Below are 26,679 nucleotides of genomic sequence, written 5' to 3'. Positions count from 1 at the left end.
ATCCCCCTACCGCCCGCGCGGGCACCGCTGACGACACGTCAGGCGGCTGCCGGTGAGCCGTCCGGGGGCAGCGATGCGGCCAACTCCCGGTACGCCGGCTCCCATTCGCGTTCGTAACGCTCCCGCAGGGGCGCGGGCATCCCGCCCAGCATGAACTCCCTGGCCGACGCGGACGCCCGCTCCAGCAGCAGTGGCATGGTGGGTACGAAGTCGGCCGGGTCGTGGCCCTCGGCGAGCGCGCGCAGCATCCCCGCGTACTCCTGCGGCGGCACCCGGTCGCGCAGGACCGGCACCATGGTCTCCTCCTCCAGTCGCAGATGGTCGTCCATCATCCGGGAGAACGCGGCGATCCGGGCGAGCAGCCCCGACGGGTCCGACGCGTCGCCGAGGCCGGTGGCGGGCAGGCCGCGCAGGCCGCGTTCGATCTCCGCGAGCCGCTCGTCGAGGGTGGCGTGCTGCGCCTCCAGCGCGTCGGAGACCTCGCCCAGCGTCGGTTCGGTGGCCAGCACGACGGGCCACACGTGGCTGTCCTCGCTGGTGTGGTGGCCTCCCAGGATCGCGGTGAACATCTCCCACCAGCGCGTCAGCCGTGCCACCGCCGCGTCGTCCAGCGTCCCGGTGGCGGCGCCGGCCGCCAGGCGGCGGCCCAGTTCGGGGATGACCCGGCGGATCAGGTCGTGGGTGATGGTGAAGCCGGTGAGGTTGTTCGCGGCGGGGGTGGTCGAGGCCGGCGGAGTGCCTGGCAGGGTCGGCGCGGTCAACGCGCTCTCCTTTCGGGTCGCTGGAGCGGGACCGCCCGGCCGGCCGTCGCGCGGCCCGGCTCGCGCGGTCCCGCCCGTAGTGTTGGCGCCCCCGATGGACTGCCGCTCGACCCCGCGCGGGCCGTCCCGTTCAGGCCGCCGGCCCCGGGCAGTACGTGCCGAGCACCGGCTCCAGCGCGTCGAAGGCGGTCCGGGCGAGGCGTTCCGCGCGGTCGCGGACCTCCTCCTCACGCAGCCCGTCGCGGATCGTCTTCCGCACCCGGCGCACCAGGAAGCGGTGGACGGCGGCGAGTTGAGCCGCGTTCAAGCCGGGCACGGGATCGTCGGGAGACGACCCGGTGGCCTCGGTGAGCGCGGCGGCGAGGGCTTCCTCGCGCTGCTCGTCGATCTCGCGCTCCCGCGCCCGCAGCCGCGGGCTGTCGTGGACGAGGCGGGCGAACCCGGGGGTGCAGCGGCCGTTGAGCGGATGCGGCTCGTCGAGGGAGGTGAGGAACGCGTGGCGCAGTGCGTGCAGCACGGGCTCGCCGGGGCGCCTTTCGCGGACCACCCGCGCGAGGCTGTCCACGACGCCCTCGAAGGCGTCGAAGACCAGGTCCTCCTTGAGCGGGAAGTAGTTCGTCACGGTCATCTTCGACACGTCGGCGGCCTCGGCGATCTCCGCGATCGTGACGGCCTCGAAGCCGCGCTCGATGAACATCAGCGTCGCGACGTGCGCCAGCCGGTCGCGGGTCTCCTGCTTCTTGCGGTCCCGCAGTCCGACCTCGGCCCGCCCGGCGGGCCTGCCGGTGACGGCCGCTGCTCCCCGTTCCATCGGCTCCTCGCTCCTCTTGCGGCGTCGGCGTCCCCGTGGCCGCCTTCCTGGCCGCGCACACATTCTCGTCGTGCGCGTACCGGATTGTCGTCGCACGCGTACCGACGATGCCACCCGGTAGGTTTTGTCGGACCAATATTTTGGTTTGACATAAGTTAATCCTCGGCCTAATTTTCTATCAGGTGGAAACCCCGCCGCCGTCCGCCCAGGGAGGTCATGTGCAGCAGCCCCTCGTCGCGCCCGACGCCGCCCCGACCGAGGAGACACGGCTCGACCCCGCTCTGCTGCGCATCGGCGCGGTGCTGATCCTTGGCGCGGTGCTGGCCCAGCTGGACACCACGATCGTCGGCGTCGGCATGGGGCCGATGGCCCGGGACCTGCGGGTTCCGGTCACCACGGTGCAGTGGGTCAGCACCGGCTATCTGCTCACCGTCGCCTTCACCGCCCCGCTGTCCGGCTGGCTGCACCGCAGGTTCGGCGGCAAGCGGGTGTGGCTCTCGGCGGTCGCGCTGTTCGTCGTCGCCTCCGCCCTCAGTGCCGTCGCGTGGTCCGGCGGTTCGCTGATCGCGTTCCGGCTGCTCCAGGGCGTGGGCGGCGGTCTGATGCAGCCGGTCGGTCAAGCGCTGGTGGCCCGGCACGCGGGACCCCGCAGGATCGGCAGGCTGATCGGGGTCATCACCGTGCCGGTCTCGGTCGCCCCCGTCCTGGGGCCGGTCATCGGCGGGGCACTGCTGCAATGCGCCGACTGGCGCTGGCTGTTCCTGGTCAACGTCCCCGTCGGGGCGGTCGCGCTGCTGCTGGCCGCCCGCGTCGTGCCGGCCGACGGCGCGGAGCGGGACAGCGGTGCCCGGCCGGACCTGCTGGGCCTGGCCCTGCTGCCCACCGGCCTGGCCGCGGTGGTCTACGGACTCGGAGAGGCCGCCACCGGCGGTGCGGCCGGACCGCGGATACTGGTCCCTGCGGCGGGTGCGGCGCTGCTGACCGCGTATGTCGTCCACGCGCTGCGCACCCGGCGGCCCCCGCTGCTGGACGTGCGGCTGTTCGCGGGGCGCGGGTTCGCCCTCGCCGGGATCAACACCTTCCTGCTGGGCGCCGCGCTGTACTCCTCGATGATGCTGTTCCCGCTGTACTTCATGGACCTGGACCACGTCAGCGCGCTGGACGCCGGACTGCTGCTCGCCCCGCAGGCCCTGGGCAGCGCGCTGGCCACCCCCAAGGCGGGCGGCTGGACCGACCGCCACGGACCGCGCAAGGTGGTGCTGGCCGGCATCGCGCTGACCCTCTGCGGCACCCTGCCCTTCGCCATGGCCACCAGCGCCCGGCCGCCCGAACTGCTGCTGGCCGTCGCGCTGTTCGTCCGCGGGCTCGGCCTCGGCGCCGTCGTCCCGCCGAACGTCGCGGCCACCTACACCTCCGTCGACCGCTCCCAGGCGCCTGCGGCCACCAGCGCCCGTACGGTGCTCAACCGGATCGGCGGCTCCGTGGGCACCGCCGTGCTCGCGCTCATCCTCCAGAACTCCCTGCACCACGCCGGGACGCACGCCGCCCCGCGCGCCGCCTACGCCCACACCTTCTGGTGGGCCCTCGTCTTCAGCGCCCTGACCCTGGTCCCCGCCGCGCTCTACCCGCGTCGCTCCCCGGCGGCGCGCTGATCCCGTGCCCTGGCATCACCCGACCTGACCTGACCCCGACCCCGCCCCCCCGAGGAGGAAGACCGTATGACCAAGTCCACCGCCCGCCCCCGCGCCGGACTGCGGCTGATGGCCGTGCACGCGCACCCCGACGACGAGTCGAGCAAGGGCGCCGCCACCTTGACCCGTTACGCCGACGAGGGCGCCGACGTCCTGGTCTGCACCATGACCGGCGGCGAACGCGGTGACGTGCTCAACCCGGCCATGGACCGGCCCGAGGTGTGGGCCGACCTGCCCCGGCTGCGCAAGCTGGAGATGGAACGCGCCCGCCAGATCCTCGGCGTGCGGCAGAGCTTCATGGGGTTCACCGACTCCGGGCTGCCCAAGAACGGCGAGCCGCTGCCCGAGGGGTGCTTCGCGCTGGTGCCGCTGGAGACGGCGGCCCGGCCGCTGGTCGAGGCGATCAGGAGCTTCCGTCCGCACGTGGTGGTGACGTACGACGAGAACGGCGGCTACCCGCACCCCGACCACATCAGGACCCACCAGGTGGCCGTCGAGGCCTTCACCGCGGCCGCCGACCCGGAGCGCTACCCGGACGCCGGCGAGCCGTGGCGCCCGCTGAAGCTCTACTACACGCTGGCGTTCAGCAAGGCGTACTTCCGCGCGATCTACGAGGCGATGACCGCGGCGGGGCTGGAGTCGCCGCACGGTGAGGTGCTCAAGGAACTCGCGGACGTCGAGGAGAAGTGGGAGATCACCACCCAGGTCGAGTGCGCCGAGTGGTTCCCCCGTCGGCTGGCCGCGCTGCTGGCCCACGAGACCCAGGTCAACCCGGACGGCCCGGAGCGGTCCTGCCCGCTGGAGATCGAGCAGAGCGCCTGGCCCACCGAGGACTACCACCTCGCTCGCAGCGTGGTGGAGACCGAACTCCCGGAGGACGACCTGTTCGCCGGGATCACTCCCGACGCGCCCGCCGCCTGACCGGTAAGCCCTTACCCCCTCAGGCGTTCGACGGCCCATCAGGTGCTGCCCGAACTGCCACACGGGTTCCTGGGCAGCGGAAACCTCCTTCGCGGCCGGGCCGGGAGATCAATCCCGGCTCGGCGTGCGCTCTAGCTCCCGCCACCACAGTGGACGGACCCGCCACCGGCCCGCGCGGTCCCCGGCAGCTAGAGGAAGGCCCATCGATGCGCATCGTCCGCTACCACCAGTTCGGCACCCCGGAGGTGTTCCAGGTCGACGAGATCGACAAGCCGGAGCCCGGCCCGGGACAGGTCCGGGTCCGCGCCGAGGCGATCGGCGTCAATTTCGCCGGCATCCAGGAGCGCGCGGGGGAGTTCTACTACGAGGACGCCCGCCCGCTGCCCGGCTGCCCCGGCGGTGACGCGGTCGGTTTCATCGACGCCCTCGGCCCCGGGGTCACCGGCTTCGAGGTCGGCGAGCGGGTGGCGAGCATCATCTTCCAGGACGCCTTCGCCGAGTACTCGCTCGCCCGGGCCAAGGACCTGGTCCGGGTACCGGCCGAACTGGACGCCGCCGAGGCCACCATGCTCAGCTCGCCGGCGCAGGTCGGCCTCGAGGTCATCCAGGCGTCGTTCCTCAAGGAGGGCGAGACCGTCCTGGTGCACGCCGCCGCCGGGGCCATCGGCCACCTGGCCGTGCAGATGGCCAGGGCGCTGGGCGCCCGGCAGGTCGTCGCCACCGCCAAGGGCGAGCGCAAACTCGCCTTCGCGCGCGAACTGGGCGCCGACGTGGCCGTCGACTACAGCCTGGAGGGCTGGGAGGACGAGATCCGCGAGGCCACCGGGGGCGGCGTGGACGTCGTGCTCGACAGCGTCGGCGCGGACGTCACCCACAAGAGCCTCGCGCTGCTCAAGCCGTTCGGCCGGCTGGTCTTCTACGGCTCGGCGGGCGGTGGCCTCGACCTTCCGAAGGTCTCCCTCGAGGACCTGGCGGGCAAGTACCTCACGCACTTCTCGATGGGCGTCATGGACCGCACGGTCGACAACTACGACGGCATCGCCGCCCAGGTCTGCTCCCTGCTGCTCGGCGGCTCGGTGCGCCCCGTGGTGCACGCCAGGCTGCCGCTGGAGGAGGCCGCCGAGGCGCACCGCATCATGGAGGCCCGCGCCCAGCTCGGCCGCATCGTGCTGATCCCCTGACCGGACAACGGTTCCCCCGCGAAGGGCGGAAGTCCGCCCGACACGCCCCGCCGCGCGGCGGTGGCCGCCACCACCCACCCTGACGTCCAGGAAGCCAACCATGTCCACCACTGTGCGTGCGACGGCGGCGCCCCAGGCCGGCCGTCTCGAACCCGCCCTGCTCAAGCTCGGCATCGTCCTGGTACTCGGGGCGATCCTCGCCGTACTCGACTCAACGGTCGTCAACATCGGCGTGGACGCCATCCGTTCCGACTTCCACAGCTCGCTCGCGACCGTGCAGTGGATCAGCGTCGGCTATCTGCTGTCCTTCGCGCTGGTCGCCCCGCTGAGCGGCTACGCCACCGACCGGTTCGGCGCCCGCCGCACCTGGATGGGGTCCGTCGCCTGCTTCGTCCTCGCCTCCGCGCTGTGCGGACTGGCCTGGTCCGCGCCCTCCCTCATCGTCTTCCGGGTGCTCCAGGGCCTCGGCGGCGGCCTCATCCAGCCCATCGGGCAGTCGGTCCTCGCGCAGACCGCGGGCCCCAAGCGCATCGGCCGGGTGATGAGCCTGCTGATCATCCCGCTGACCTTCGCGCCTGCCCTCGGGCCGGTCATCGGCGGCGTGCTGATCGGCCTGCTCAACTGGCACTGGATCTTCTACATCAACGTCCCCCTCGGCGCCCTCACCCTGATCGCCGCCGCGCGCGTCATGCCCCGCGACGAACCGCGCGGCGCGGGACGGCTCGACGTCCTGAGCCTGTTGCTGATCTGTCCGGGCGTCGCCGCGGTCATCTACGGCTTCTCCGAGTCCGGTGACGGGCACGGCTTCGGCGACGCGGTGGTCTACGGACCGGTCGTGGCGGGCCTGGTACTGCTCGCCGGTTACGTGGCGCACGCGCTGCGGCCCGGCGTCACGCCGGTGCTGGACCTGCGGCTGCTGGCGGGCCGCGCGTTCCGCACCTCGATCCTCAGCTCGTTCCTGCTGGGCGCGGCGCTGTTCAGCTCGATGTTCCTGCTGCCGCTCTACTACCAGCAAGCGCGTGCCCAGGACGCCCTGCACGCGGGCCTGTTGCTGATCCCGCAGGACCTGGGCATCGCCGTGGCCATGTACTTCGCCGGACGGCTCACCGCCCGGTTCGGCCTGCGCGCGGTCATGACCTGCGGCATCCTGCTGTCGATGGCCGGCACGCTGGAGTTCACCCAGGTCGGCGCCGCGCCCTCCGAACTCCTGCTCACCGCCGCGCTGTTCGTCCGCGGGCTGGGGCTGGGCGCGGCGATGAACCCGATGGTGACCGCGGTCTTCCAGAGCGTCGAGCGGCACCAGATGCCGCAGGCCGCCGGCATCAACAACGTGGTCAACCGGGTCGGCGGCTCGCTCGGCACCGCGGCCCAGGTGATCGTGGTGCAGGAGGCGCTGACCCGGCACGGTGCGGCCTCCGCGTTCGGCACGGCCTTCTGGTGGGCCTTCGGCATCAGCGCGGTCACCCTGCTGCCGGCACTGGCCCTCCCGGGCCGCCCGCGTGACTGAGCGCCACTCCTGGCGCCCCGGGCGCACCGGCACACACCCCGCACCCCCCATCCACTCGAAGCAGGTGAGGACTGAATGCGCGTTCTCTTCGTAGCCCACGGGGCGAGTCACGTCCCGTGGGCCGTGCCCCTGGCCTGGGCCACGCAGCTCGCCGGGCACGAGGTACGGGTGGCGGCCCGGCCGCAGGCCGCCGACCGGGTCGCCTCGGCCGGTCTGATCGCGGTGCGGATCGGGTCCCGCGACGCCGGGGACGCGTTCGCCAAGGGCCGGCTGCCCGGCTCCGCCGCACGCCCGCGCCGCCTGCCCGCGGACTGGCCGATGGGGCCGCTGCCGTGGTCCGAGGAGCGCAGGCTCAACTGGGGCGCGCAGCTGATCGGGCTGGGCGACTCGCTCGCCGACGACCTGGTGGAGTTCGCCCGGGCCTGGCAGCCCGAGTTGGTGGTCTACGACATCGGCGCGGTCTGCGGCCTGGTCGCGGCGGCCGCGGTCGGCGTGCCCGCCGTCGGCTACGGCTGGTGCCAGCCGATCGGCGCGTACTTCCTGGACCGCGACGAGGTCCCGCCCGCCTACCTGCGGATGTTCGAACGCTTCGGCCTGGAGCCGCGGTTGGGCACCGACGTCTGGCTCGACCCCTGCCCACCCGCCCTGCGCCGTCCCTCCCGGGTGCCGCGCGTCCCCATGCGCCACATCCCGTACAACGGCCCGGGCACCGCACCCGAGTGGCTGTGGGGGCCGTCCGACCGGCCGCGGGTGTGCGTCACCGGCGGCATCACCACGACCAACTTCAACGACCGGCTGCCCCAGTTGATCGACGAGCTGTCCCAGGTCGACGCCTCCGTGCTGCTGGCCGTCAACGACGCCGAGGTCGACGGGCGCACCCTGCCGTCCAACATCCGGGTCACCGGGTGGGTTCCGCTGCGCGCGCTGCTGGACCGCGGCGACGCCCTGGTTCACCACGGTGGCGCCGGAAGCGGTCTCACCGGGCTCGCCCAGGGTCTGCCGCAGGTCGTCGTGCCGCAGGGCGACGACGACACCCAGTGGCTGTGGGGCCACCTGATCGAGACCGCGGGGGCCGGGATCAACCTGGCCCCCGATCGGCGCCGCGAGCCCGGAGCCCTGGCCGCCGCCGTCACGAGGGTCCTCGGCGAGCGCGAACACCGCGACCGCGCCCGGGAGATCCGCGCCGAGATCGACGCCATGCCGCCGGTCTCCGAAGCCGTCCGCTACCTGGAGCGCAGGGTCGAGGAAGCCCGCCCCGGCGACGTCCGCCCGCGCACACTGCGAGGAGCAGCATGACCACCACCGTCCACCCGGTCCACGCCGACGCCCTCCACGCCGCCGACGGCACGGCCGAACGCGCCGGGCGCACCGAGGCCGCCATCACCGTGGCGGCCCCCGCCGCCCTGGTCTACCGCACCCTCACCGACGTCGCGGGCTGGCCGCTGCTGTACCCGTGGATCACCCACACCGAGGTGCTGGAGCGACGCGGGGCCGAGGACCTCGCCCGCTTCTGGGCGGTACGCCCCGGCCCCGAAGGCGGTCTGCGCATCTGGCAGTCGGCCCGCCGCCTGCACGACGCCGACCTGCGGATGGAGTTCGAGCAGCAGGGCACGGTCGGCGCGATTCGGCGGCTCGGCGGCGAGTGGCGCTTCCTGCCCGACGGCCGCGACGGCTGCCGCGTCGAGTCGCACCACTGGTTCACCTCCGGCGAGGACCCGGCGCTCACCGCGGCCGAACTCGACCGGCACGGCGCCCTCCAGATGCGCACCCTCAAGGAGGCCGTGGAGCAGCGCGAGCACCAGGAGCGGCGTGTGCTGCGCGCCGAGCGCAGCGCGGTCCTGCCCGGCACCCCGCACGAGGTCCAGGCCCGGCTGACGCGGGCGCTCGGCCGCGCGGAGCCGGTGGCCACCGAGGCCGCCGAGTTCGTCGACACGCCCGTCGACCGGCCGGACGGCACGGTGGCCGAGGGGCGCGCGGTGCGCATCGTGCGGGCCCCGCACACCGTCGTCCTCAAGTACCTCGACCCCGGGGCGCCGTTCGCGTTGCACCGGCGGGTGTGGCGGCTGCGGTCGGCCGCCGGCGGCGTGCGGGTGACCGCGCAGCGGCTCGCCGTCCTGGACCCGCAGTCCGCGGCCGACGACTCCCGCCGGCCGGCACTGCTGGCCTGGCTGGACGACCGGGCCACCGCGGACCTGGGTCTCGCCGGCGAGCCGCACTCGTAGCCGTGTACCCGCGCGGCGTTCGCGGTCGTGCGTACGCGGCCCCCACGCACCCGTACGCACGCGGCGGCAGCCGTCATCGTTGTTGAGAGGAATCCCCATGACACCACCCACGCTCCGGCACCGGCTGGTGCGCGACATGGTCCGCGTCCGCTGCGTCGAGGAGACCCTGGCGGACGCGTACCGCGACCAGCGCATGCGCACCCCCGTGCACTTCTCCATCGGCCAGGAGGCCGCCTCGGTGGGGGTGTGTGCCGCCACCCGCCCCACCGACGTCGTCTACAGCGGCCACCGGTCGCACGCCCCCTACCTCGCCAAGGGCGGTGACCTGCGGGCGATGGTCGCGGAACTGCACGGCAAGCGCACCGGCTGCGCGGCCGGCCGCGGCGGCTCGGTCCACCTCGTCGACCACGCCGCCGGGTTCGGCGGCTCGGCGGCGATCCTGGCCGAGATGATCCCGGTGGCGGTCGGTGCCGCCTGGGCGTTCGCCCTGGACGGCGAGCCGCGGGTGGCGCTGACCTTCTTCGGCGACGGCGCCTCCGAGGAGGGCGCCTGCCACGAGGCGCTCAACTTCGCCCAGGTGCGCCGGCTTCCGGTGGTGTTCGTCTGCGAGAACAACGGCTACTCCATCGCCTCCCCGCTCTCGGCCCGGCAGCCGGCCGACAGCAGCATCCGCGAGCGGGCCCGCTCCTACGGCATGCCGGCCCGGCTGGTGGACGGCAACGACGTGTTCGCCGTGCACGACGCCGCGCGGGACGCCGTGGAGTGGTGCCGGACGGGCCGGGGCCCGTACTTCCTGGAACTGGCCACGTACCGCTGGCGCGAACACGTCGGGCCCGGATGGGACCACGACGGTGAGCCGCGCGGCTACCGGCCCAAGGCGGAAGTGGACGGCTGGCTGGAGCGCTGCCCGGTGCGCCGCGCGGCGGACGCGCTGCGCCCCGAGGACGCCGGGATCGACGGGCGGATCGCGGCGTGGACCGAGCGGTTCCGCGACGAGGCCCGGCAGGCCGTCGCGCAGGCGGAGGCCGATCCGTTCCCCGACGTGCGCACCCTCCTGGACGGTGCGTACGCCCCGGCCGCGAGCGCCGACGGGCCGGCCGGCGGCGGCTCGTGCCACGAACCGCAGATCGCGTACAGCGGGAGGAACCAGTGACCACACGCACGCTCACCTACTGGCAGGCGATCAGCGAGGCCACCGTCCAGTGCATGGAGGCCGATCCGTCCGTCTTCGTCGTCGGGGAGGGCGTCGACGACGTGAGCGGCATCCAGGGCACCACCCGCGCCGCATTCGAACGCTTCGGCCGCTCCCGGGTCATCGACGTGCCCAACTCCGAGAACGCCTGCGCGGGCATCGCCGTCGGCGCCGCCGCGATGGGCCGGCGGCCCCTGGTGGTGCACTCCCGCGCCGACTTCATGTTCCTGGCGATGGACGGGCTGATCAACCTCGCCGCCAAGTGGCGCTACATGTACGGCGGGCAGGGGGGTGTGCCGGTGGTCACCCGGGCTGTCGTCGGCCGGGGCTGGGGGCAGGGCGCGACGCACTCGCAGAGCCCGCACGCGGTCTTCGGCCACTTCCCCGGCCTGCACGTCGCGGCCCCCGCCTCACCCGCCGACGCCAAGGGCCTGCTGACCCAGGCGCTGCGCGGCGGTGACCCGGTGGTGCTGCTGGAGAACCGCAGCCTCTACCAGCTCACCGGCGAGGTGCCGGAGGAACCGGTGGCGGTGCCGTTCGGCAAGGGGCGGATCGCCCGCGCGGGCGGCGACGTCACGGTGGTCGCCGCCTCCTTGATGGTCCACGAGGCGGAACGCGCGGCGGAACTGCTGGCCGGGCAGGGGGTCAGTGTCGAGGTGGTGGACGTCCGCAGCATCCGCCCGCTGGACACCGGGATCATCTGCGAATCCGTCGGCAGGACCGGCCGGTTGGTGGTCGCGGACACCAGTTGGGAGCGGTACGGCTTCGCCGCCGAGGTCGCCGCCGTGGTCGCGGAGAACGTGCCCGAGGCGCTGCGCCGCCCGGTCCGCCGGGTCACCCCGCCGGACTGCCCGGCCCCGGTCTCGCACCCCCTGGACGAGGCGTTCCACCCCAACGCGGACACCATCGCCGCGGCCTGCCTCGACCTCCTCGACGACTCCCCCCGCACCCCGTTGCGGCAGCTGGAGAACGTGACGGCGGGCTTCGTCGGTCCGTACTGACGGAGGCCGTCCGCCGCGGGCCGGGGGCTCGCAGCGCCCGCGGCCCGCGGTTACAGCGTCGGCAGCTTGAACAGGACCAGCAGGGCGACCAGTTGGATGGACGCAGCGCCCAGCGCCTTCGGCCACGGCAGGTCGTGCGACTTGCTCACCATCGACGTCAGCAGCGCCGCGCACGCCAGCCAGGTCAGCCAGCCCAGCAGCTGCACGAAGCCGTTGGCGCCGCCCAGGAAGACGGCGAACAGCAGACGCGGGGCGTCGGTGAGCGACGTGATCAGCATCGACAGGCCGATCGTCGGTGCCCAGCCGCCGTCGCCGCCGAACTGACGGGCCAGGGTGTGCGTCACCGCGCCCGTCATCAGGCCGCTGAAGACCACCGCGACCGCCGTGCACAGCACCCACGGCACGCTCTGCGAGGTGCTGGAGCTGAGGACGTCCTGCCGGGCGGAGTCGAAGCCGAAGACCGCGACCAGGCCGTAGACGAACGTGACCAGCAGCGCGGGGCCCCACACCTGGTAGTCGCGCATCTGCCAGAACGTGCGGCCCGGACGCATCACGATGCCGCTCAGCAGGTCGCGCCAGTGCAGACGCGGGCCCGGGGGCGGGCCGCTCGGCGTGCCGGCGCGGTACGTCGCCGCGGCGCCGCCCTCGCCCGGACCGCCACCGTAGGGACCGTCCGCGTAAGGGGCGCCCGCGTAAGAGCCGTCGGCGTAACCGGTGTCGGCGTACGGCCCGTTGCCCGGGTACGGCTCGTTGCCGTGGGAGCCGTACGGGCCCGCGCCACTCGCACCGTAGGGCGCGTTGCCGTAACCGCCGTACGGGTCCTCGCCGCTGACCGCGAAGGACTGGGTGTGGCCCGGGGCGTCGTCGCGAGTGCGGCCGTACGACGTGGGCTCGCCGAAGTACTCCGGGCGGCCCGTCGGGGGCTGCGCGGGAGGCTGCTGCCACTGCGGAGCACCGCCCGGCTGGGGGCGGGGCGCCCGCTGCGGGGGCTGCTGGGCGGCTCGGCCGCGTCCGATCCTGAATCCTGCCACCCCACGAACGTACCCGTAACGGGCGGAGGGCGACGCCGGGGGCTGATCGGGAGGCGGGTTTGCTGCGAAGCTGTGACACGTGCCCGACGCCTTCGAAGCACCAGACGCCGCCGAAGTCCCGGCCGCCGCGCAAGCCCCCGAGGGCGACTGCGCCACCGCGTCACGGCATGTCCCGCAACCGGGTGACGCCGTCCCCCGGGAGGCGGTGGCCGCGCGGCGGTCGGTCTTCGCGGTCTTCCTGTGCTTCGGCGCGGTCTACGCGAACTGGGTGCCGCGCGTTCCGCAGATCAAGCACGCGCTCGGGCTGAGCGACGGCGGCCTGGGGGTGGCGCTGCTGGGGGCGCCGGTGGGGACCGTCTGCGCGGTGCGGCTGGCGTCCTGGGCGGTCGGCCGCTGGGGGAGCCGCCGGGTGACCCGGTGCGGCGCGGTCGTGCTGAGCGCGGTGCTGCCGCTGGTCGCGGTCGCGTGGAACGCCGTGACGCTGACCGCCGCACTGCTGCTCCTGGGCGCCGCGCTCGGACTCACGGACGTGGCCATGAACGCCCAGGGCGTCGCCGTCGAACGCGCCCTGCGCCGCCCCGTGATGTCGGGCCTGCACGGCGCGTACAGCCTGGGCGGTCTGCTCGGCGCGCTGCTGGGCTCGACGGCGGCGCACCTGAACGTCGCCCCGCTCACGCACTTCACCGTGATCGCGGTCGTGAGCGCCGCGACGGTGTGGTGCGGATCGCGGCACCTCCTGCCCGCCGACGAGCCGGACCCGGCCGCGCCAAGCTCTCCGGCGACCGCCGCCGCGGCGAGGCCCCGCCCCGCCCGCTGGCCCCTGGCCGTCCTCCTCCTCGGCCTGATCGGCCTGTGCTCCTTCACCGGCGAAGGCGCGGTCGAGGACTGGAGCGCGGTCTACCTGCGCGACGGGCTGCACGCCGCCGCGGGCACGGCGGGCCTGGGGTTCGCGGGGTGCTCGGCGGCGATGACCGTCGTACGGCTCGCCGGGGACCGCCTGGTCGCCCGCTTCGGCCCGGTCGCGGTGCTGCGCACGGGCGCGCTGGTCGCCGCGTTCGGCCTGGGCGCGGGGCTGGCGCTGCCGTCGCAGGCCGCGTCCACGGGCGTCGCCCAGCCCGCCGCGATCGCGGGGTTCACGCTGTTCGGCGCGGGTGTGGCGCTCGTGGCCCCGGTGACGTTCAGCGCCGCGGGCAACCTCCCCGGAACCCCGTCCGCCTCCGCCATCTCCCGCGTCACCGGCATCGGCTACCTGGGCTTCCTGGCCGGCCCCCCGGTGATCGGCTTCACCGCCCAGGCGGCGGGCCTGCGCGGCGCCCTGGCGATCCCGGCCGCCCTGGCCGCCGCGATAGCCCTCCTGGCGGCGGCAGTACGCCCCCGCCGCGAGCCGACCCCGAGGGCCTGAGCCCTCCGGGGCTGCCTACGGGAGCTTGTACGTGGGCAGTTCGCTCGTGTCGATCGTCCAGTCCCCGACCGCAGCCTTGTCGCCGAAGACGTAGTCGTGCCGGGCCCGGTAGCAGGCCCGCCCGTCGGCGTCCACGCCTCCGGGGTCGGAGAAGACGGTGACCGTTCCCTTGCGGGGGTCGACGAGGAGGTAGAGCGGGATGCCCATGGCGGGGTAGTCGTGGGTCTTCTGCTCGTAGTCGTTGACGTGGTTGGACGGCGAGACGATCTCGGCCACCATGGCCAGGTCACCGGGGCGGAAGGGCGCCATCGTCTCCTCGGCGAAGACGGATTCGGGGACGACGATCAGGTCGGGGCGGCGCAGCCTGCCGAGTGCCGGATCCTCGACCTCACCACCGGTGTGGGCCACCAGGCCTTCCGCCAGCTGTGCGTCCAGCTGTCTGCGCAGCCGCATGGCGATGAGTTCGTGCGGCCTGGACGGGGACATCATCATGACGATCCCGCTGCCGCCGATCTCGGCTCCTATGACGGGATCGGGCGCATGCCGCAGCAGTTCCTCGGCGATCGCACGCATCCGGGCATAGTCCATGGCGATGCTCTCCTGTCGTCATCGGCGAACGTTCTCATCGTCCCACCGACGTACGACACCTCCGCCTTCGCGCCGCCCCCCCACGCCGACGGCCGGCGCCCCCCGACCCGGGGCACCGGCCGTCTGCCGTGGTGGGCGTTCGTCCGCCGCTACTTCGCCGGTTCCGGTTCCGGCTCCGGCGCGCTGGACGGTTCCGGCTCGCCCGTGCCGTCGTTGGGGGTCTTCACCGAGTCCAGCAGGAGCTGGGCGACGTCCACGACCTGGATGGACTCCTTGGCCACGCCGTCGTTCTTCTTGCCGTTGACCGAGTCGGTCAGCATGACCAGGCAGAACGGGCAGGCGGTGGAGACGATGTCCGGGTTGAGGGACAGCGCCTCGTCGACGCGCTCGTTGTTGATGCGCTTGCCGATGCGCTCTTCCATCCACATCCGCGCGCCGCCCGCGCCGCAACAGAAGCCGCGCTCCTTGTGGCGGTGCATCTCCTCGTTGCGCAGGCCCGGCACCTTCGCGATGATCTCGCGCGGCGGCGTGTAGACCTTGTTGTGGCGGCCCAGGTAGCACGGGTCGTGGTAGGTGATGATGCCCTCGACCGGGGTCACCGGCACCAGCCTGCCCTCGTCCACCAGGTGCTGGAGCAGCTGGGTGTGGTGGATGACCTCGTAGTGTCCGCCGAGCTGCGGGTACTCGTTGGCGATCGTGTTGAAGCAGTGCGGGCAGGTCGCGACGATCTTCTTCTTCGACGCGGGCTTCTTCGTCGACTCGTCCTCGTCGTCCTCGCCGAACGCCATGTTCAGCGTGGCGACGTTCTCCGCGCCCAACTGCTGGAAGAGGAACTCGTTGCCCAGGCGGCGGGCCGAGTCACCGGTGCAGTTCTCCTCGCCGCCCATGATCGCGAACTTGACGCCCGCGATGTTCAGCAGCTCGGCGAAGGCCTTGGTGGTCTTCTTCGCCCGGTCCTCCAGCGCGCCGGCGCAGCCGACCCAGTACAGGTACTCGACCTCGGTCAGGTCCTCGACGTCCTCGCCGACGATCGGGACCTCGAAGTCGACCTCCTTGACCCACGCGAGGCGCTGCTTCTTCGGCAGGCCCCACGGGTTGCCCTTCTTCTCCAGGTTCTTGAGCATCGTCCCCGCCTCGGACGGGAACGCGGACTCGATCATCACCTGGTAGCGGCGCATGTCCACGATGTGGTCGACGTGCTCGATGTCCACCGGGCACTGCTCGACGCAGGCGCCGCAGGTGGTGCACGACCACAGCACGTCGGGGTCGATGACGCCGTTCTCCTCGGCGGTGCCGATCAGCGGGCGCTCGGCCTCGGCCAGCGCGGCCGCCGGGACACCGGCGAGCTGCTCCTCGGTGCCCTTCTCCTCGCCCTCGGCGTCCTTGCCGCCGCCGGCCAGCAGGTACGGGGCCTTGGCGTGCGCGTGGTCGCGCAGGGACATGATCAGCAGCTTCGGGGAGAGCGGCTTGCCGGTGTTCCAGGCCGGGCACTGCGACTGGCAGCGGCCGCACTCGGTGCAGGTGGAGAAGTCGAGGATGCCCTTCCAGGAGAAGTGCTCGATCTGGGAGACGCCGAACTGGTCGTCCTCGCCCGGGTCATCGAAGTCGATCGGCTTGCCGCCGGAGACCATCGGCTGCAGCGCGCCGAGCGCCACGTCGCCGTCCGCCTCGCGCTTGAACCAGATGTTGGGGAACGCCAGGAAGCGGTGCCAGGCGACGCCCATGTCGGTCTTGAGCGAGACCGTGATCATCCAGATGAACGAGGTGGCGATCTTGATCGTGGCGAAGAGGTAGACGAGGTTCTGCAGCGTCGCGGTGGACAGCCCGCGGAAGGCGGCGACCAGCGGGTACGACAGGAAGTACGTCGCCTGGTAGTGGGTCGCGCCGTGCAGCACGCCGTCGAGGCCGTGCAGCGAGTAGATGCAGACGCCGATGATCAGGATGACGTACTCGACGAAGTACGCCTGGCCGAAGTTGGAGCCCGCGAAGCGCGACTTGCGGCCGGGGCGGCGCGGGTGGCTCAGCTGGCGGACGACCATCAGGGTGAGGATGCCGAGGGTGGTCATCACGCCGACGAAGTCCACGAAGACGCCGTAGATCGTCCAGTCACCGATGACCGGCAGCAGCCAGTCGGCCTTGAACAGCTGGCCGAAGGCGTTGACCAGGGTGAGCACCAGGGTGAAGAAGCCGACCGCGACGAACCAGTGGGCCACGCCCACCACGCCCCAGCGGTTCATCCGCGTGTGGCCGAGGAACTCCTTGGCGACGGTGACGGTACGCGCGACCGGCTCGTCGGTGCGGGTGCCGGCGGGCACGTCCTGTCCCAGCCGGGTGAACCGGTAGATCTGGGCGATGGCTCGGCCGAACAACGCCACGCCGACCGCGGCGAGTACCAGCGACACGATGATCGCGGCGAGTTGCATGGAGGGGCTCCTCGTACCTGCGCGGACGTTGTGCCAGCGGTAGCGCTCGTGCTGCTCGCTACGGCGGGGAACGACGTTCTTACTAAGCGGTAACTTACGTGGTCTTCCGAGACTACCCGCTAAACACCGCCTCATACAGCCGCCCGGCCGGTGATCTGCATCGCTGAGGCGACCCTGCGTGATCACGCCTGGGTGCGAGTCGCGCACGCGCTTATGCGTTGCTTACCCGCACAAGAGTTGAGCCGCCTCGACTCATGTCTGTTGACAGCGGGCGAGCCGTCCGGCACTCTTGAGTCAGTTCCACTCAAGTCGCTGGAGGAATCCACCATGGCACGTGCGGTCGGCATCGACCTGGGCACGACGAACTCCGTCGTCAGTGTTCTCGAAGGCGGTGAGCCCACCGTCATCACCAACGCCGAGGGCGCCAGGACCACGCCGTCCGTCGTCGCCTTCGCGAAGAACGGCGAGGTGCTGGTCGGCGAGGTCGCCAAGCGCCAGGCCGTCACCAACGTCGAGCGGACCATCCGGTCGGTCAAGCGCCACATGGGCACCGACTGGAAGATCGCGATCGACGGCAAGGACTTCACGCCGCAGCAGATCTCGGCCTTCATCCTGCAGAAGCTCAAGCGGGACGCCGAGTCGTACCTGGGCGAGAAGGTCACCGACGCGGTGATCACCGTCCCGGCGTACTTCAACGACTCCGAGCGCCAGGCCACCAAGGAGGCCGGTGAGATCGCGGGTCTGAACGTTCTGCGCATTGTCAACGAGCCGACGGCCGCCGCGCTGGCGTACGGGCTCGACAAGGACGACCAGACCATTCTCGTCTTCGACCTCGGCGGCGGCACCTTCGACGTCTCGCTGCTGGAGATCGGCGACGGCGTGGTCGAGGTGAAGGCCACCAACGGTGACAACCACCTCGGCGGCGACGACTGGGACCAGCGGATCGTCGACTACCTGGTCAAGCAGTTCCAGTCCGGTCACGGCGTGGACCTGTCCAAGGACAAGATGGCGCTCCAGCGCCTGCGCGAGGCGGCGGAGAAGGCCAAGATCGAGCTGTCCTCGTCCACCGAGACCTCGATCAACCTGCCCTACATCACGGCGTCCGCCGAGGGCCCGCTGCACCTGGACGAGAAGCTGACCCGGGCGCAGTTCCAGCAGCTCACCTCCGACCTGCTGGAGCGCTGCAAGACCCCGTTCCACAACGTCATCAAGGACGCCGGCATCCAGCTGTCCGAGATCGACCACGTGGTCCTGGTCGGCGGTTCCACCCGTATGCCGGCCGTCGCCGAGCTGGTGCGCGAGCTGACCGGCGGCAAGGAGGCCAACAAGGGCGTCAACCCGGACGAGGTCGTCGCCATCGGCGCCTCGCTCCAGGCCGGTGTCCTCAAGGGCGAGGTCAAGGACGTCCTCCTGCTGGACGTCACCCCGCTGTCCCTCGGCATCGAGACCAAGGGCGGCATCATGACCAAGCTGATCGAGCGCAACACCACGATCCCGACGAAGCGCTCCGAGATCTTCACGACGGCCGAGGACAACCAGCCGTCCGTGCAGATCCAGGTCTACCAGGGCGAGCGCGAGATCGCGGCGTACAACAAGAAGCTCGGCATGTTCGAGCTGACCGGCCTGCCGCCGGCCCCGCGCGGCGTGCCGCAGGTCGAGGTCACCTTCGACATCGACGCCAACGGCATCATGCACGTGGCCGCCAAGGACCTGGGCACCGGCAAGGAACAGCGCATGACGGTCACCGGCGGCTCCGCGCTGCCGAAGGACGACATCGACCGCATGATGCGCGAGGCCGAGCAGTACGCGGAGGAGGACCACAAGCGCCGCGAGGCCGCCGAGACCCGCAACCAGGCCGAGCAGCTCGTCTACCAGACCGAGAAGTTCCTCAAGGACAACGAGGACAAGGTCCCGGCCGAGGTCAAGACCGAGGTCGAGGGCGCGGTCGGTGAGCTGAAGGAGAAGCTCAAGGGCGAGGACGTCGCGGCGATCCGCGAGGCCACCGAGAAGGTCGCGGCCACCTCGCAGAAGCTGGGCCAGGCGATGTACGCCAACGCCCAGGCCGAGGGTGCGACGGCCGGTGCCGGCGCCGAGGGCGGCGAGAACGTCAACATGTCCAAGGACGAGAGCGCCGAGGACGTCGTGGACGCCGAGATCGTGGACGACGACAAGCGCGAGGGTGGTGCCGCGTGACGGAGGAGTCGCAGGGCTTCCCGAAGGAGCCCGCCGACGCCCCCGTCGACGCGGACGCCACCGCCGAGAACGCGGCGCAGGGCGCCGGGTCCGCCGAACAGGCGGGCCCGGGCGCCCCGGCCGGGGACGGCCGGGGCCCGGCGTCTTCGGGAGCGGACAAGGAACTGGAGTCGGTACGCGGCCAGTTGGCCGAGCGCACCGCGGACCTGCAACGCCTCCAGGCGGAGTACCAGAACTACCGCCGCCGGGTGGAGCGGGACCGCATCGCGGTCCGCGAGGTCGCCATCGCCAACCTGCTGACCGAACTGCTGCCGGTGCTCGACGACATCGGGCGCGCCCGGGAGCACGGCGAGCTGGTCGGCGGCTTCAAGTCGGTCGGCGAGTCGGTGGAGACGGTCGTAGCGAAGATGGGCCTGCAGCAGTTCGGCAAGGAGGGCGAGCCCTTCGACCCGCTGGTCCACGAGGCGTTGATGCACAGTTACTCGCCGGACGTCTCGGAGACCACGTGCGTGCAGATTCTCCAGCCGGGGTATCGGATCGGCGAACGGACGATCCGCCCGGCCCGGGTGGCGGTCGCTGAACCGCAGCCCGGGGCGCAGGGCAAGGCCGAGGACACGGCGGACGCACATGACGAGGAGAGCGGTGGCCCGGACGAGGGCTGACGCGCGGTACGGGCAGGCCGGACCGGAAGCGGGGAAGGAGGGACGCCGGGGATGAGCACCAAGGACTTCGTCGAGAAGGACTACTACAAGGTCCTCGGCGTCCCCAAGGACGCGACCGAGGCGGAGATCAAGAAGGCGTACCGGAAGCTCGCCCGCGAGTTCCACCCGGACGCCAACAAGGGCGACGCCAAGGCCGAGGAGCGCTTCAAGGAGATCTCCGAGGCCAACGACGTGCTGTCCGACCCCAAGCGCCGCAAGGAGTACGACGAGGCGCGCACGCTGTTCGGCAGCGGGGGCTTCCGCGCGCCGGGCGGCGCGGGCGGGGCCGGTGGCTTCGGCTTCGACCTGGGCGACCTGTTCGGCGGCGGCCAGCCCGGCGGGACCGGCAACGCGGGCGGCTTCGGCGGCGGCCTGGGCGACGTGTTCGGCGGGCTGTTCAACCGCGGCGCGGGCACCCGTACCCAGCCGCGGCGCGGCCAGGACATCGAGTCCGAGGTCACGTTGAGCTTCACCGAGGCCGTCGACGGCGCCACCGTGCCGCTGCGCATGTCCTCGTCGGCGCCGTGCAAGGCGTGCGCCGGCACCGGGGACAAGAACGGCACCCCGCGGGTCTGCCCGACCTGCGTGGGCACCGGTCAGGTCTCCCGGGGCGCGGGCGGCGGCTTCTCGCTGACCGACCCCTGCATGGAGTGCAAGGGCCGCGGCATGATCGCCCAGGACCCGTGCGACGTCTGCAAGGGCAGCGGACGGGCCAAGAGCGCCCGCACCATGCAGGTGCGCATCCCGGCGGGCGTCAGCGACGGGCAGCGCATCCGGCTGCGCGGCAAGGGTGCCCCGGGCGAACGAGGCGGCCCCGCGGGAGACCTGTACGTGGTGGTCCACGTCGGCACCCACGCCGTCTTCGGGCGCAAGGGCGACAACCTCACCGTCACCGTGCCGGTCTCCTTCCCGGAGGCGGCGCTGGGCGGCGAGATCAAGGTGCCGACGCTGCACGGCCCCGCCGTGACGCTGCGGCTCCCGCCCGGCACGCCCAACGGCCGCACCCTGCGGGCGCGCGGCAAGGGTGCCGCCCGCAAGGACGGCACCCGCGGCGACCTGCTGGTGACCGTCGAGGTCGCGGTGCCCGCGACGGTTGACGGCGAGGCCTTGCAGGCGCTGGAGTCGTACCGCAAGGCGACCGCGGGTGAGGATCCGCGGGCGGAGCTGTTCAAGGCCGCGAAGGGAGCATGAGATGGACGGCCGGAGCGTACGGCGCAACCCCTACGAGCTGACGGACGAGTCACCGGTGTACGTGATCTCGGTGGCGGCCCAGCTCTCCGGGCTGCACCCGCAGACCCTGCGGCAGTACGACCGGCTGGGCCTGGTCTCCCCCGACCGCACCGCGGGCCGCGGCCGCCGCTACTCCGCGCGTGACATCGAACTGCTGCGTCAGGTGCAGCAGTTGAGCCAGGACGAGGGCATCAACCTCGCCGGGATCAAGCGCATCATCGAGCTGGAGAACCAGGTCGCCGCGCTCAAGGCCCGGGTCGCAGAACTCCAGTCGGGCCTGGAGAGCGCGGCGGCGGCGATGCGGCAGCGCGAGGCCGCGGTGCACGCCTCCTACCGGCGCGACCTCGTGCCCTACGAGGACGTGCGGCAGGCGAGCGCGCTGGTGGTGTGGCGGCCCAAGCGGACGCACGAGTAGGGGCGTTCGCGCAGGCGCTTCCCGGAAGGGGGCGGACCGTCGAGGAGGCGGTCCGCCCCCTTCGGCGTGTCCGGGCGGCCCGGGCGGTCGTGCCCGCACGTCCGCGCGAGCGGGAATCGAGAAGCCGGGTTGACAGTGACCGGGCTCACCCCCGCACGAGGAGACCCGAGCACGGGACACGCCGCATGAGGACACCAGGAGGAAGCCATGGCCGCCGTCGTCATCGCCGGAGCCAGCGTCGCCGGACTCGCCAGCGCGCTGGCGCTGTCCGGGCAGGGGCACGACATCGTGGTCCTGGAACGCGGGCCGCGCCCACCCGAGGGGCCGTACGGGGAGGTGGTCGGCGACTGGCACCGCCCGCTGGTGCCGCAGGCCGCGCACTCCCACACACTGGCCGCGCTCGGCGTGAAGGTCCTGCGGGAGCGGGCGCCGCGGGTGCTGGCCGCGTTGCGCGAGGCGGGCGCGGTCGAGCTGGACCTCACCGCCGCGCTGCCGCCGACCGTCGCGGACCGCGAACCACGCGCGGACGACGCGGAGTTGACCGCCCTGGGCTGCCGCCGCGGCACGCTGGACCTGGTGCTCGAACGCACGGTGCGGGCGCTGCCCGACGTGCGGATCGCGTACGGCGACGGGGTGCGGGCGCTGCGCCTTGATCCGGACGGCCGCCGGGTGGCCGCCGTCGTCACCGCGGGCGGTCCGCTCCGCGCCGACGTCGTGATCGACGCCACCGGCCGGCGCGCCGAGTCCCGGCGCTGGCTGACGGCCGCGGGCGTGCCGGTCGCCGACGACGAGACCGCGCCCTCGGGCCTGAGCGTCTTCTCCCGCTTCCACCGCCTGCGTCCCGGCGCCCGTCCGGGACCGCTGGGCCGGGGCAACGCGGCGGGGATCCTGGGACGCCACTACGCCGGGCTGCTGCATCCGGGGGAGCACGGCACGTTCGGCGTGCTGATCGGCGCGCTGCCCGGCGACCAGACGCTGGCGGCACTCGGCGACCCGGAGCGGTTCGCAGCGGTGGCCCGCCTGACGCCCGGCCTCGCGCCGTGGCTGGAGCAGGCCGACCCCGTCTCGCCGGTGCACACCATGACCGCGCCGCACAACGCGCTGCGCGGCCCGGCCACCACCCGGCAGCGGCCGGTCGCGGGGCTGTTCGCGGTGGGCGACGCGGTGTGCGTCACCGATCCGCTCTACGGTCGCGGGGTGTCGCTGGCGCTGGCGGGCGCGTTCCGGCTGGCGGACCTGCTGGCCTCGGCGCCCGCCGTGGACATCGCGCTCAGCCGCCGCGTCGCCCGGTCCAACGAGGCGCTGTACGGGCCGTGGTTCCGGCAGTCGGTGGACGACGACCGGATCCGGATCGCCCAGTGGCGGGCCGCGATCGCCGGACGCCCGGCGCCGTCGGTGCCCACCGCGCTCGGCGGCCGGCCGCTGCTGTCGGAGGCGTGCGCGGCGGCGGCGAGCGACGGGGAGGTCTGGCGGGGGCTGACCCGGATGCTGATGGGCCTGCGCACGCGCGAGCAGGTCTTCGACGACGCGCAGTTCCGCGCCCGGGTGCGGCGCGCCCCGGCCATCGGCACCTCCACGCACCTGCTGGCCCCCGGCCGCGCGGAACTGGCCAGGGCGCTCGCCTCGTACGACGCGCGCCGGCGCTTCGACCGCGCGGCCTGAGGCACGGGGCAGGCGGGGCGTGGCCGGGGCAGGGGCCCTTCAGCCCGGCCGGCGCTTCGGGCCCGCCGGCTTCAGGGCCGCTGTGCGGTGGTCGCCGCAGGGATGCGGCCCATGGCCCGGGTGAGGGCGATCTCGATGACGACGCGGTCCGGGTTCGGGTTGACCTTCCTGCCGTAACGCTCCTCGTAGCGGTGGACCGCCTCGGCGATCGCCTCCGGGGCCTCGCTGACCCGGGCCACGCCCTCCAGCGTGGCCCAGTGGCCCCCGTCGACCTGGCAGAGCGCGGCGCGCAGGCCGGGCGCGCCCGCCGCCAGGACGTTGCGCACCTTGACGCTGGTGCGGCGCGCGGTGACCCTCGCCAGCCGCGCCTCGGGGTCGTAGGTCGCGCCGACGGGGGCGACGTGCGGGGTGCCGTCGGGGCGCGGGGTGGTCAGCGCGCTGTAGAGCGGGGTGCGCCAGAAGGCCAGGAAGTCGGGCCCGGGACGGCCGAGGTCGATCGACATGGGCCAGACGCTACCGGCGGCCGATGCGCCCGGGCGGGCGGCGCGTGACGATGGCGGTATGACCACCTTCTTCAGCGAGGCCGAGCGCGCCTACCTGGCGGGGCAGCGCATCGGCCGCATGGCGACCGTCGACCGGCACGGCCAGCCGCAGGCCAACCCGGTCGGCTTCTTCCTCCAGGACGACGGCACGATCCTGATCGGCGGCCTGGCCATGGGGACCACCAAGAAGTGGCGCAACCTCACCCACAATCCGCGGATCGCGCTCGTCGTCGACGACGTGGTGAGCGTCGAGCCGTGGACCGTGCGCGGCGTGGACATCCGCGGCGAGGCGGAGCTGCTCACCGGCTCGCACGGCCTGGGCCCGCACTTCAGCCCCGAGGTGATACGCGTCCACCCCCGCTCGGTCCGCAGCTGGGGCCTGTGACCCCGGGCGGGGAGGGGGCCGGCGCACCGCGAGGCGGTCCGGCTCATCTCGTCCGCCAAAGTTGAGCACACTCGACTCAAGTTGCCTTACACTTGACATGGCAGGAACCACGGGACGCGCCGAGGAGGTCCACCCACACGTGAACGCAGAGCTGACCAACAAGAGCCAGGAGGCGCTCAGCGGCGCCAACAGCCGGGCGGTGTCCGCGGGCCACCCGGACCTGACCCCCGCCCACCTGCTCGTCGCGCTGCTGGAGCAGCCCGACAACGACAACGTCAAGGACCTGCTCGCCGCCGTCGGCGCCGACCCGAAGAGCCTGCTGACCGCCGCCGACGCCGCGCTCGCCGCCCAGCCCACCGTGCAGGGCGCCACCGTCGCCCCGCCACAGGCCACCCGTGACCTGCTCGCGGTGATCGCCGACGCCCAGCAGCGCGCCAAGGAGCTGGGCGACGCCTACGTCTCCACCGAACACCTGCTGATCGGCCTGGCCGCCAAGGGCGGTACGGTCGCCGAGTCGATGGACCGCCAGGGCGCCACGGCCGCCGCGCTGCTGGACGCCTTCGAGACCGCCCGCGGAGGCACGCGCGTGACCACGCCCGACCCCGAGGCCACCTACAAGGCCCTGGAGAAGTACGGCACCGACTTCACCGCCATCGCCCGCGAGGGCAAGCTCGACCCGGTCATCGGCCGGGACAACGAGATCCGCCGCGTCGTGCAGGTGCTCTCCCGGCGCACCAAGAACAACCCGGTGCTCATCGGCGAGCCCGGCGTCGGCAAGACCGCCGTCGTCGAGGGCCTGGCCCAGCGCATCGTCAAGGGCGACGTGCCCGGCTCGCTGAAGGACAAGCGGCTGGTCGCGCTCGACCTGGGCGCGATGGTCGCGGGCGCGAAGTACCGCGGCGAGTTCGAGGAGCGCCTGAAGGCGGTGCTGGCCGAGATCAAGGAGTCCGACGGCCGCATCATCACGTTCATCGACGAGCTGCACACCGTCGTCGGCGCGGGCGCCGGCGGCGACTCCTCGATGGACGCGGGCAACATGCTCAAGCCGATGCTGGCCCGCGGCGAGCTGCGCATGGTCGGCGCGACCACACTGGACGAGTACCGCGAGCACATCGAGAAGGACCCGGCGCTGGAGCGCCGCTTCCAGCGGGTGCTGGTCGCCGAGCCCTCGGTCGAGGACACGGTGGCGATCCTGCGCGGGCTCAAGCCGCGCTACGAGGCCCACCACGAGGTGCGCATCGCCGACTCCGCGCTGGTGGCCGCCGCCAACCTCTCCAACCGCTACATCACCTCCCGCTTCCTGCCCGACAAAGCGATCGACCTGGTCGACGAGGCGGCCTCCCGGCTGCACATGGAGGTCGACTCCTCCCCGGTCGAGATCGACGAACTCCAGCGCGCCGTGGACCGGCTGCGCATGGAGGAGGAGTCGCTGCTGGCCACCTCGGGCGTGAAGGAGAAGAAGCTCAAGAAGGCGGACGGCCGCGAGCAGGCCGAGGAGAGCCTCGCCCCGGACGCCCGCGAGCGCCTGGAGGCCCTGCGCAGGGACCGCGCGGAGAAGGAGGAGGAGCTGCGCGGGCTGACCGCGCGGTGGAACAAGGAGCGTGAGGTCCACAACCGCGTCGGTGAGCTGAAGAAGCGGCTGGACGAGCTGGAGAGCGAGTTCCAGCGCGCCGAGCTGCGCGCTCCCGAGACCGGCGACTGGGTCACCCCCGGCCGCATCCGCACCGAGCAGATCCCGGCCGCCGAGAAGGAGCTGGCCGAGGCGATCGAGGCGCAGCGCGAGCTGGAGGGCATGGTCGGGGAGGAGGTCACCCCGGACGACATCGCCCAGGTCGTCGCCTCCTGGACCGGCATCCCGGCCGGGCGCCTGCTGGAGGCCGAGACCCGCAAGCTGCTGCGCATGGAGGAGGAGCTGGGCCACCGGCTGATCGGCCAGACCGAGGCGGTGCGGGCGGTCTCCGACGCGGTGCGGCGCTCCCGCAGCGGCGTCGCCGACCCGGACCGGCCCACCGGGTCGTTCCTCTTCCTCGGCCCGACCGGCGTCGGCAAGACCGAGCTGGCCAAGGCGCTCGCCGACTTCCTCTTCGACGACGAGCGGGCGATGGTCCGCATCGACATGAGCGAGTACGGCGAGAAGCACTCGGTGGCCCGGCTGGTCGGCGCCCCGCCCGGCTACGTCGGCTACGAGGAGGGCGGCCAGCTCACCGAGGCGGTGCGGCGGCGGCCGTACACCGTGGTGCTGCTGGACGAGGTGGAGAAGGCCCACCCGGAGGTCTTCGACGTGCTGCTCCAGGTGCTCGACGACGGCCGCCTGACCGACGGCCAGGGCCGCACGGTGGACTTCCGCAACACCATCCTGATCCTCACGTCCAACCTGGGCTCGCACTACCTGGTCAACACCGTGCTGACCGAGGAGCAGAAGCGCGAGAGCGTGATGCAGACGGTCCGCGAGGCCTTCAAGCCGGAGTTCCTCAACCGGCTGGACGACATCGTGGTGTTCTCCGCCCTGGACGAGGAGGAGCTGAAGCGGATCGCCGGGCTCCAGGTGGACCGGCTGCGCGACCGGCTCAAGGACCGGCGCCTGGAGCTGGACGTCAGCGACGAGGCGCTGGGCTGGCTGGCCCGCGAGGGCAACGACCCGGCCTACGGCGCCCGGCCGCTGCGCCGGCTGGTGCAGACCGCCATCGGCGACCGGCTGGCCAGGGAGATCCTGGGCGGTCAGGTCCGCGACGGCGACACGGTCAAGGTGACCGTGGCCTCCGGTGACGGAGAGGGACACTTGGAGGTAGCGCCCGTGCGGTGACCCCTCGCGGCGCCGCC

Annotated in this window: 22 protein-coding genes; 16 read left to right on the top strand and 6 right to left on the bottom strand. The window is 72.8% G+C overall.

What is annotated here, in order from left to right:
- Nucleotides 1-38: 38 nt before the first annotated feature.
- Both CK485_RS09325 and CK485_RS09320 read right to left on the bottom strand, forming a co-directional pair.
- Nucleotides 39-761 (bottom strand): hemerythrin domain-containing protein, encoded by a 723-nt coding sequence (locus CK485_RS09325; RefSeq protein ID WP_158288194.1) that lies wholly within the window; start codon nt 759-761, stop codon nt 39-41.
- A 130-nt stretch (nt 762-891) separates the two neighbouring features.
- Nucleotides 892-1,572 (bottom strand): TetR/AcrR family transcriptional regulator, encoded by a 681-nt coding sequence (locus CK485_RS09320; RefSeq protein ID WP_109448948.1) that lies wholly within the window; start codon nt 1,570-1,572, stop codon nt 892-894.
- 218 nt (nt 1,573-1,790) lie between these two features.
- Between CK485_RS09320 and CK485_RS09315 the strand changes: the two genes are divergently transcribed.
- The 8 genes from CK485_RS09315 (at nt 1,791) to CK485_RS09280 (ending at nt 11,287) form a co-directional block, all read left to right on the top strand.
- Nucleotides 1,791-3,224 (top strand): MDR family MFS transporter, encoded by a 1,434-nt coding sequence (locus CK485_RS09315; protein ID WP_241968248.1) that lies wholly within the window; start codon nt 1,791-1,793, stop codon nt 3,222-3,224.
- A 66-nt stretch (nt 3,225-3,290) separates the two neighbouring features.
- Entirely contained in the window at nt 3,291-4,184 is an 894-nt protein-coding gene (gene mca / locus CK485_RS09310) for a mycothiol conjugate amidase Mca (protein WP_241968247.1), read from the top strand.
- A 206-nt stretch (nt 4,185-4,390) separates the two neighbouring features.
- Entirely contained in the window at nt 4,391-5,365 is a 975-nt protein-coding gene (locus CK485_RS09305; protein ID WP_109448946.1) for a zinc-binding dehydrogenase, read from the top strand.
- A gap of 100 nt (nt 5,366-5,465) precedes the next feature.
- Complete coding sequence (locus CK485_RS09300; protein WP_109448944.1) at nt 5,466-6,872, top strand: DHA2 family efflux MFS transporter permease subunit; 1,407 nt, start codon at nt 5,466-5,468, stop codon at nt 6,870-6,872.
- A 75-nt stretch (nt 6,873-6,947) separates the two neighbouring features.
- A complete protein-coding gene (locus tag CK485_RS09295; protein WP_146214512.1) occupies nt 6,948-8,168 on the top strand; it encodes a nucleotide disphospho-sugar-binding domain-containing protein in 1,221 nt (406 codons plus the stop codon).
- On the top strand, nt 8,165-9,094 hold the full coding sequence (locus tag CK485_RS09290; protein ID WP_109448940.1) for an SRPBCC family protein: 930 nt from the start codon (nt 8,165-8,167) through the stop codon (nt 9,092-9,094). Before CK485_RS09295 ends, CK485_RS09290 begins: the two co-directional genes overlap by 4 nt.
- Nucleotides 9,095-9,191: 97 nt before the next feature.
- Complete coding sequence (locus CK485_RS09285) at nt 9,192-10,247, top strand: thiamine pyrophosphate-dependent dehydrogenase E1 component subunit alpha (protein ID WP_109448938.1); 1,056 nt, start codon at nt 9,192-9,194, stop codon at nt 10,245-10,247.
- A complete protein-coding gene (locus tag CK485_RS09280) occupies nt 10,244-11,287 on the top strand; it encodes a transketolase C-terminal domain-containing protein (protein ID WP_241968246.1) in 1,044 nt (347 codons plus the stop codon). Before CK485_RS09285 ends, CK485_RS09280 begins: the two co-directional genes overlap by 4 nt.
- A gap of 50 nt (nt 11,288-11,337) precedes the next feature.
- Here CK485_RS09280 and CK485_RS09275 read toward each other — a convergent pair whose 3' ends face one another.
- Nucleotides 11,338-12,318 (bottom strand): Yip1 family protein, encoded by a 981-nt coding sequence (locus CK485_RS09275; RefSeq protein ID WP_109448936.1) that lies wholly within the window; start codon nt 12,316-12,318, stop codon nt 11,338-11,340.
- A gap of 79 nt (nt 12,319-12,397) precedes the next feature.
- On the opposite strand from CK485_RS09275, the gene CK485_RS09270 reads away from it, so the two are divergent.
- Nucleotides 12,398-13,720: an MFS transporter gene (locus CK485_RS09270; protein ID WP_199239297.1), complete on the top strand. Its 1,323-nt coding sequence runs from the start codon at nt 12,398-12,400 to the stop codon at nt 13,718-13,720.
- Nucleotides 13,721-13,735: 15 nt separating this feature from the next.
- On the opposite strand, the gene CK485_RS09265 is transcribed toward CK485_RS09270, so the two are convergent.
- A complete protein-coding gene (locus CK485_RS09265; RefSeq protein ID WP_109448934.1) occupies nt 13,736-14,308 on the bottom strand; it encodes a Uma2 family endonuclease in 573 nt (190 codons plus the stop codon).
- Nucleotides 14,309-14,457: 149 nt separating this feature from the next.
- The gene (locus CK485_RS09260; RefSeq protein WP_109448932.1) at nt 14,458-16,731 is read right to left on the bottom strand and encodes a (Fe-S)-binding protein; all 2,274 of its coding nucleotides are present in this window, start codon (nt 16,729-16,731) and stop codon (nt 14,458-14,460) included.
- Nucleotides 16,732-17,058: 327 nt separating this feature from the next.
- Between CK485_RS09260 and dnaK the strand changes: the two genes are divergently transcribed.
- From dnaK to CK485_RS09235, 5 genes are all read left to right on the top strand, one after another.
- Nucleotides 17,059-18,924, top strand: coding sequence for a molecular chaperone DnaK (gene dnaK, locus CK485_RS09255; RefSeq protein WP_109448930.1), 1,866 nt, complete (start codon nt 17,059-17,061; stop codon nt 18,922-18,924).
- Nucleotides 18,921-19,586 (top strand): nucleotide exchange factor GrpE, encoded by a 666-nt coding sequence (gene grpE, locus CK485_RS09250; protein ID WP_109448929.1) that lies wholly within the window; start codon nt 18,921-18,923, stop codon nt 19,584-19,586. Before dnaK ends, grpE begins: the two co-directional genes overlap by 4 nt.
- 51 nt (nt 19,587-19,637) lie before the next feature.
- Entirely contained in the window at nt 19,638-20,816 is a 1,179-nt protein-coding gene (gene dnaJ, locus CK485_RS09245; RefSeq protein WP_109448927.1) for a molecular chaperone DnaJ, read from the top strand.
- A 1-nt stretch (nt 20,817) separates the two neighbouring features.
- Nucleotides 20,818-21,270 carry a helix-turn-helix domain-containing protein gene (locus tag CK485_RS09240; protein WP_109448924.1) on the top strand — a complete coding sequence of 151 codons (453 nt, stop codon included), beginning with the start codon at nt 20,818-20,820 and terminating at the stop codon, nt 21,268-21,270.
- A 207-nt stretch (nt 21,271-21,477) separates the two neighbouring features.
- Nucleotides 21,478-22,932, top strand: a complete 1,455-nt coding sequence (locus CK485_RS09235) for a hypothetical protein (RefSeq protein ID WP_109448922.1) — start codon at nt 21,478-21,480, stop codon at nt 22,930-22,932.
- A 71-nt stretch (nt 22,933-23,003) separates the two neighbouring features.
- Here CK485_RS09235 and CK485_RS09230 read toward each other — a convergent pair whose 3' ends face one another.
- The gene (locus tag CK485_RS09230) at nt 23,004-23,435 is read right to left on the bottom strand and encodes a pyridoxamine 5'-phosphate oxidase family protein (protein ID WP_109448920.1); all 432 of its coding nucleotides are present in this window, start codon (nt 23,433-23,435) and stop codon (nt 23,004-23,006) included.
- Nucleotides 23,436-23,493: 58 nt separating this feature from the next.
- Here CK485_RS09230 and CK485_RS09225 point away from each other — a divergent pair, with 58 nt between their 5' ends.
- Together CK485_RS09225 and CK485_RS09220 are read left to right on the top strand one after the other, a co-directional pair.
- Nucleotides 23,494-23,859, top strand: coding sequence for a PPOX class F420-dependent oxidoreductase (locus CK485_RS09225; RefSeq protein ID WP_199239296.1), 366 nt, complete (start codon nt 23,494-23,496; stop codon nt 23,857-23,859).
- A gap of 139 nt (nt 23,860-23,998) precedes the next feature.
- A complete protein-coding gene (locus CK485_RS09220; RefSeq protein WP_109448916.1) occupies nt 23,999-26,662 on the top strand; it encodes an AAA family ATPase in 2,664 nt (887 codons plus the stop codon).
- Nucleotides 26,663-26,679 lie beyond the last annotated feature (17 nt).

Source organism: Streptomyces sp. ICBB 8177, assembly GCF_003144095.1.
GTDB lineage: Bacteria > Actinomycetota > Actinomycetes > Streptomycetales > Streptomycetaceae > Streptantibioticus_D.
The sequence above is the reverse complement of the archived record's forward strand: the minus strand, read 5'-3'. Positions and strand labels throughout refer to the sequence as shown.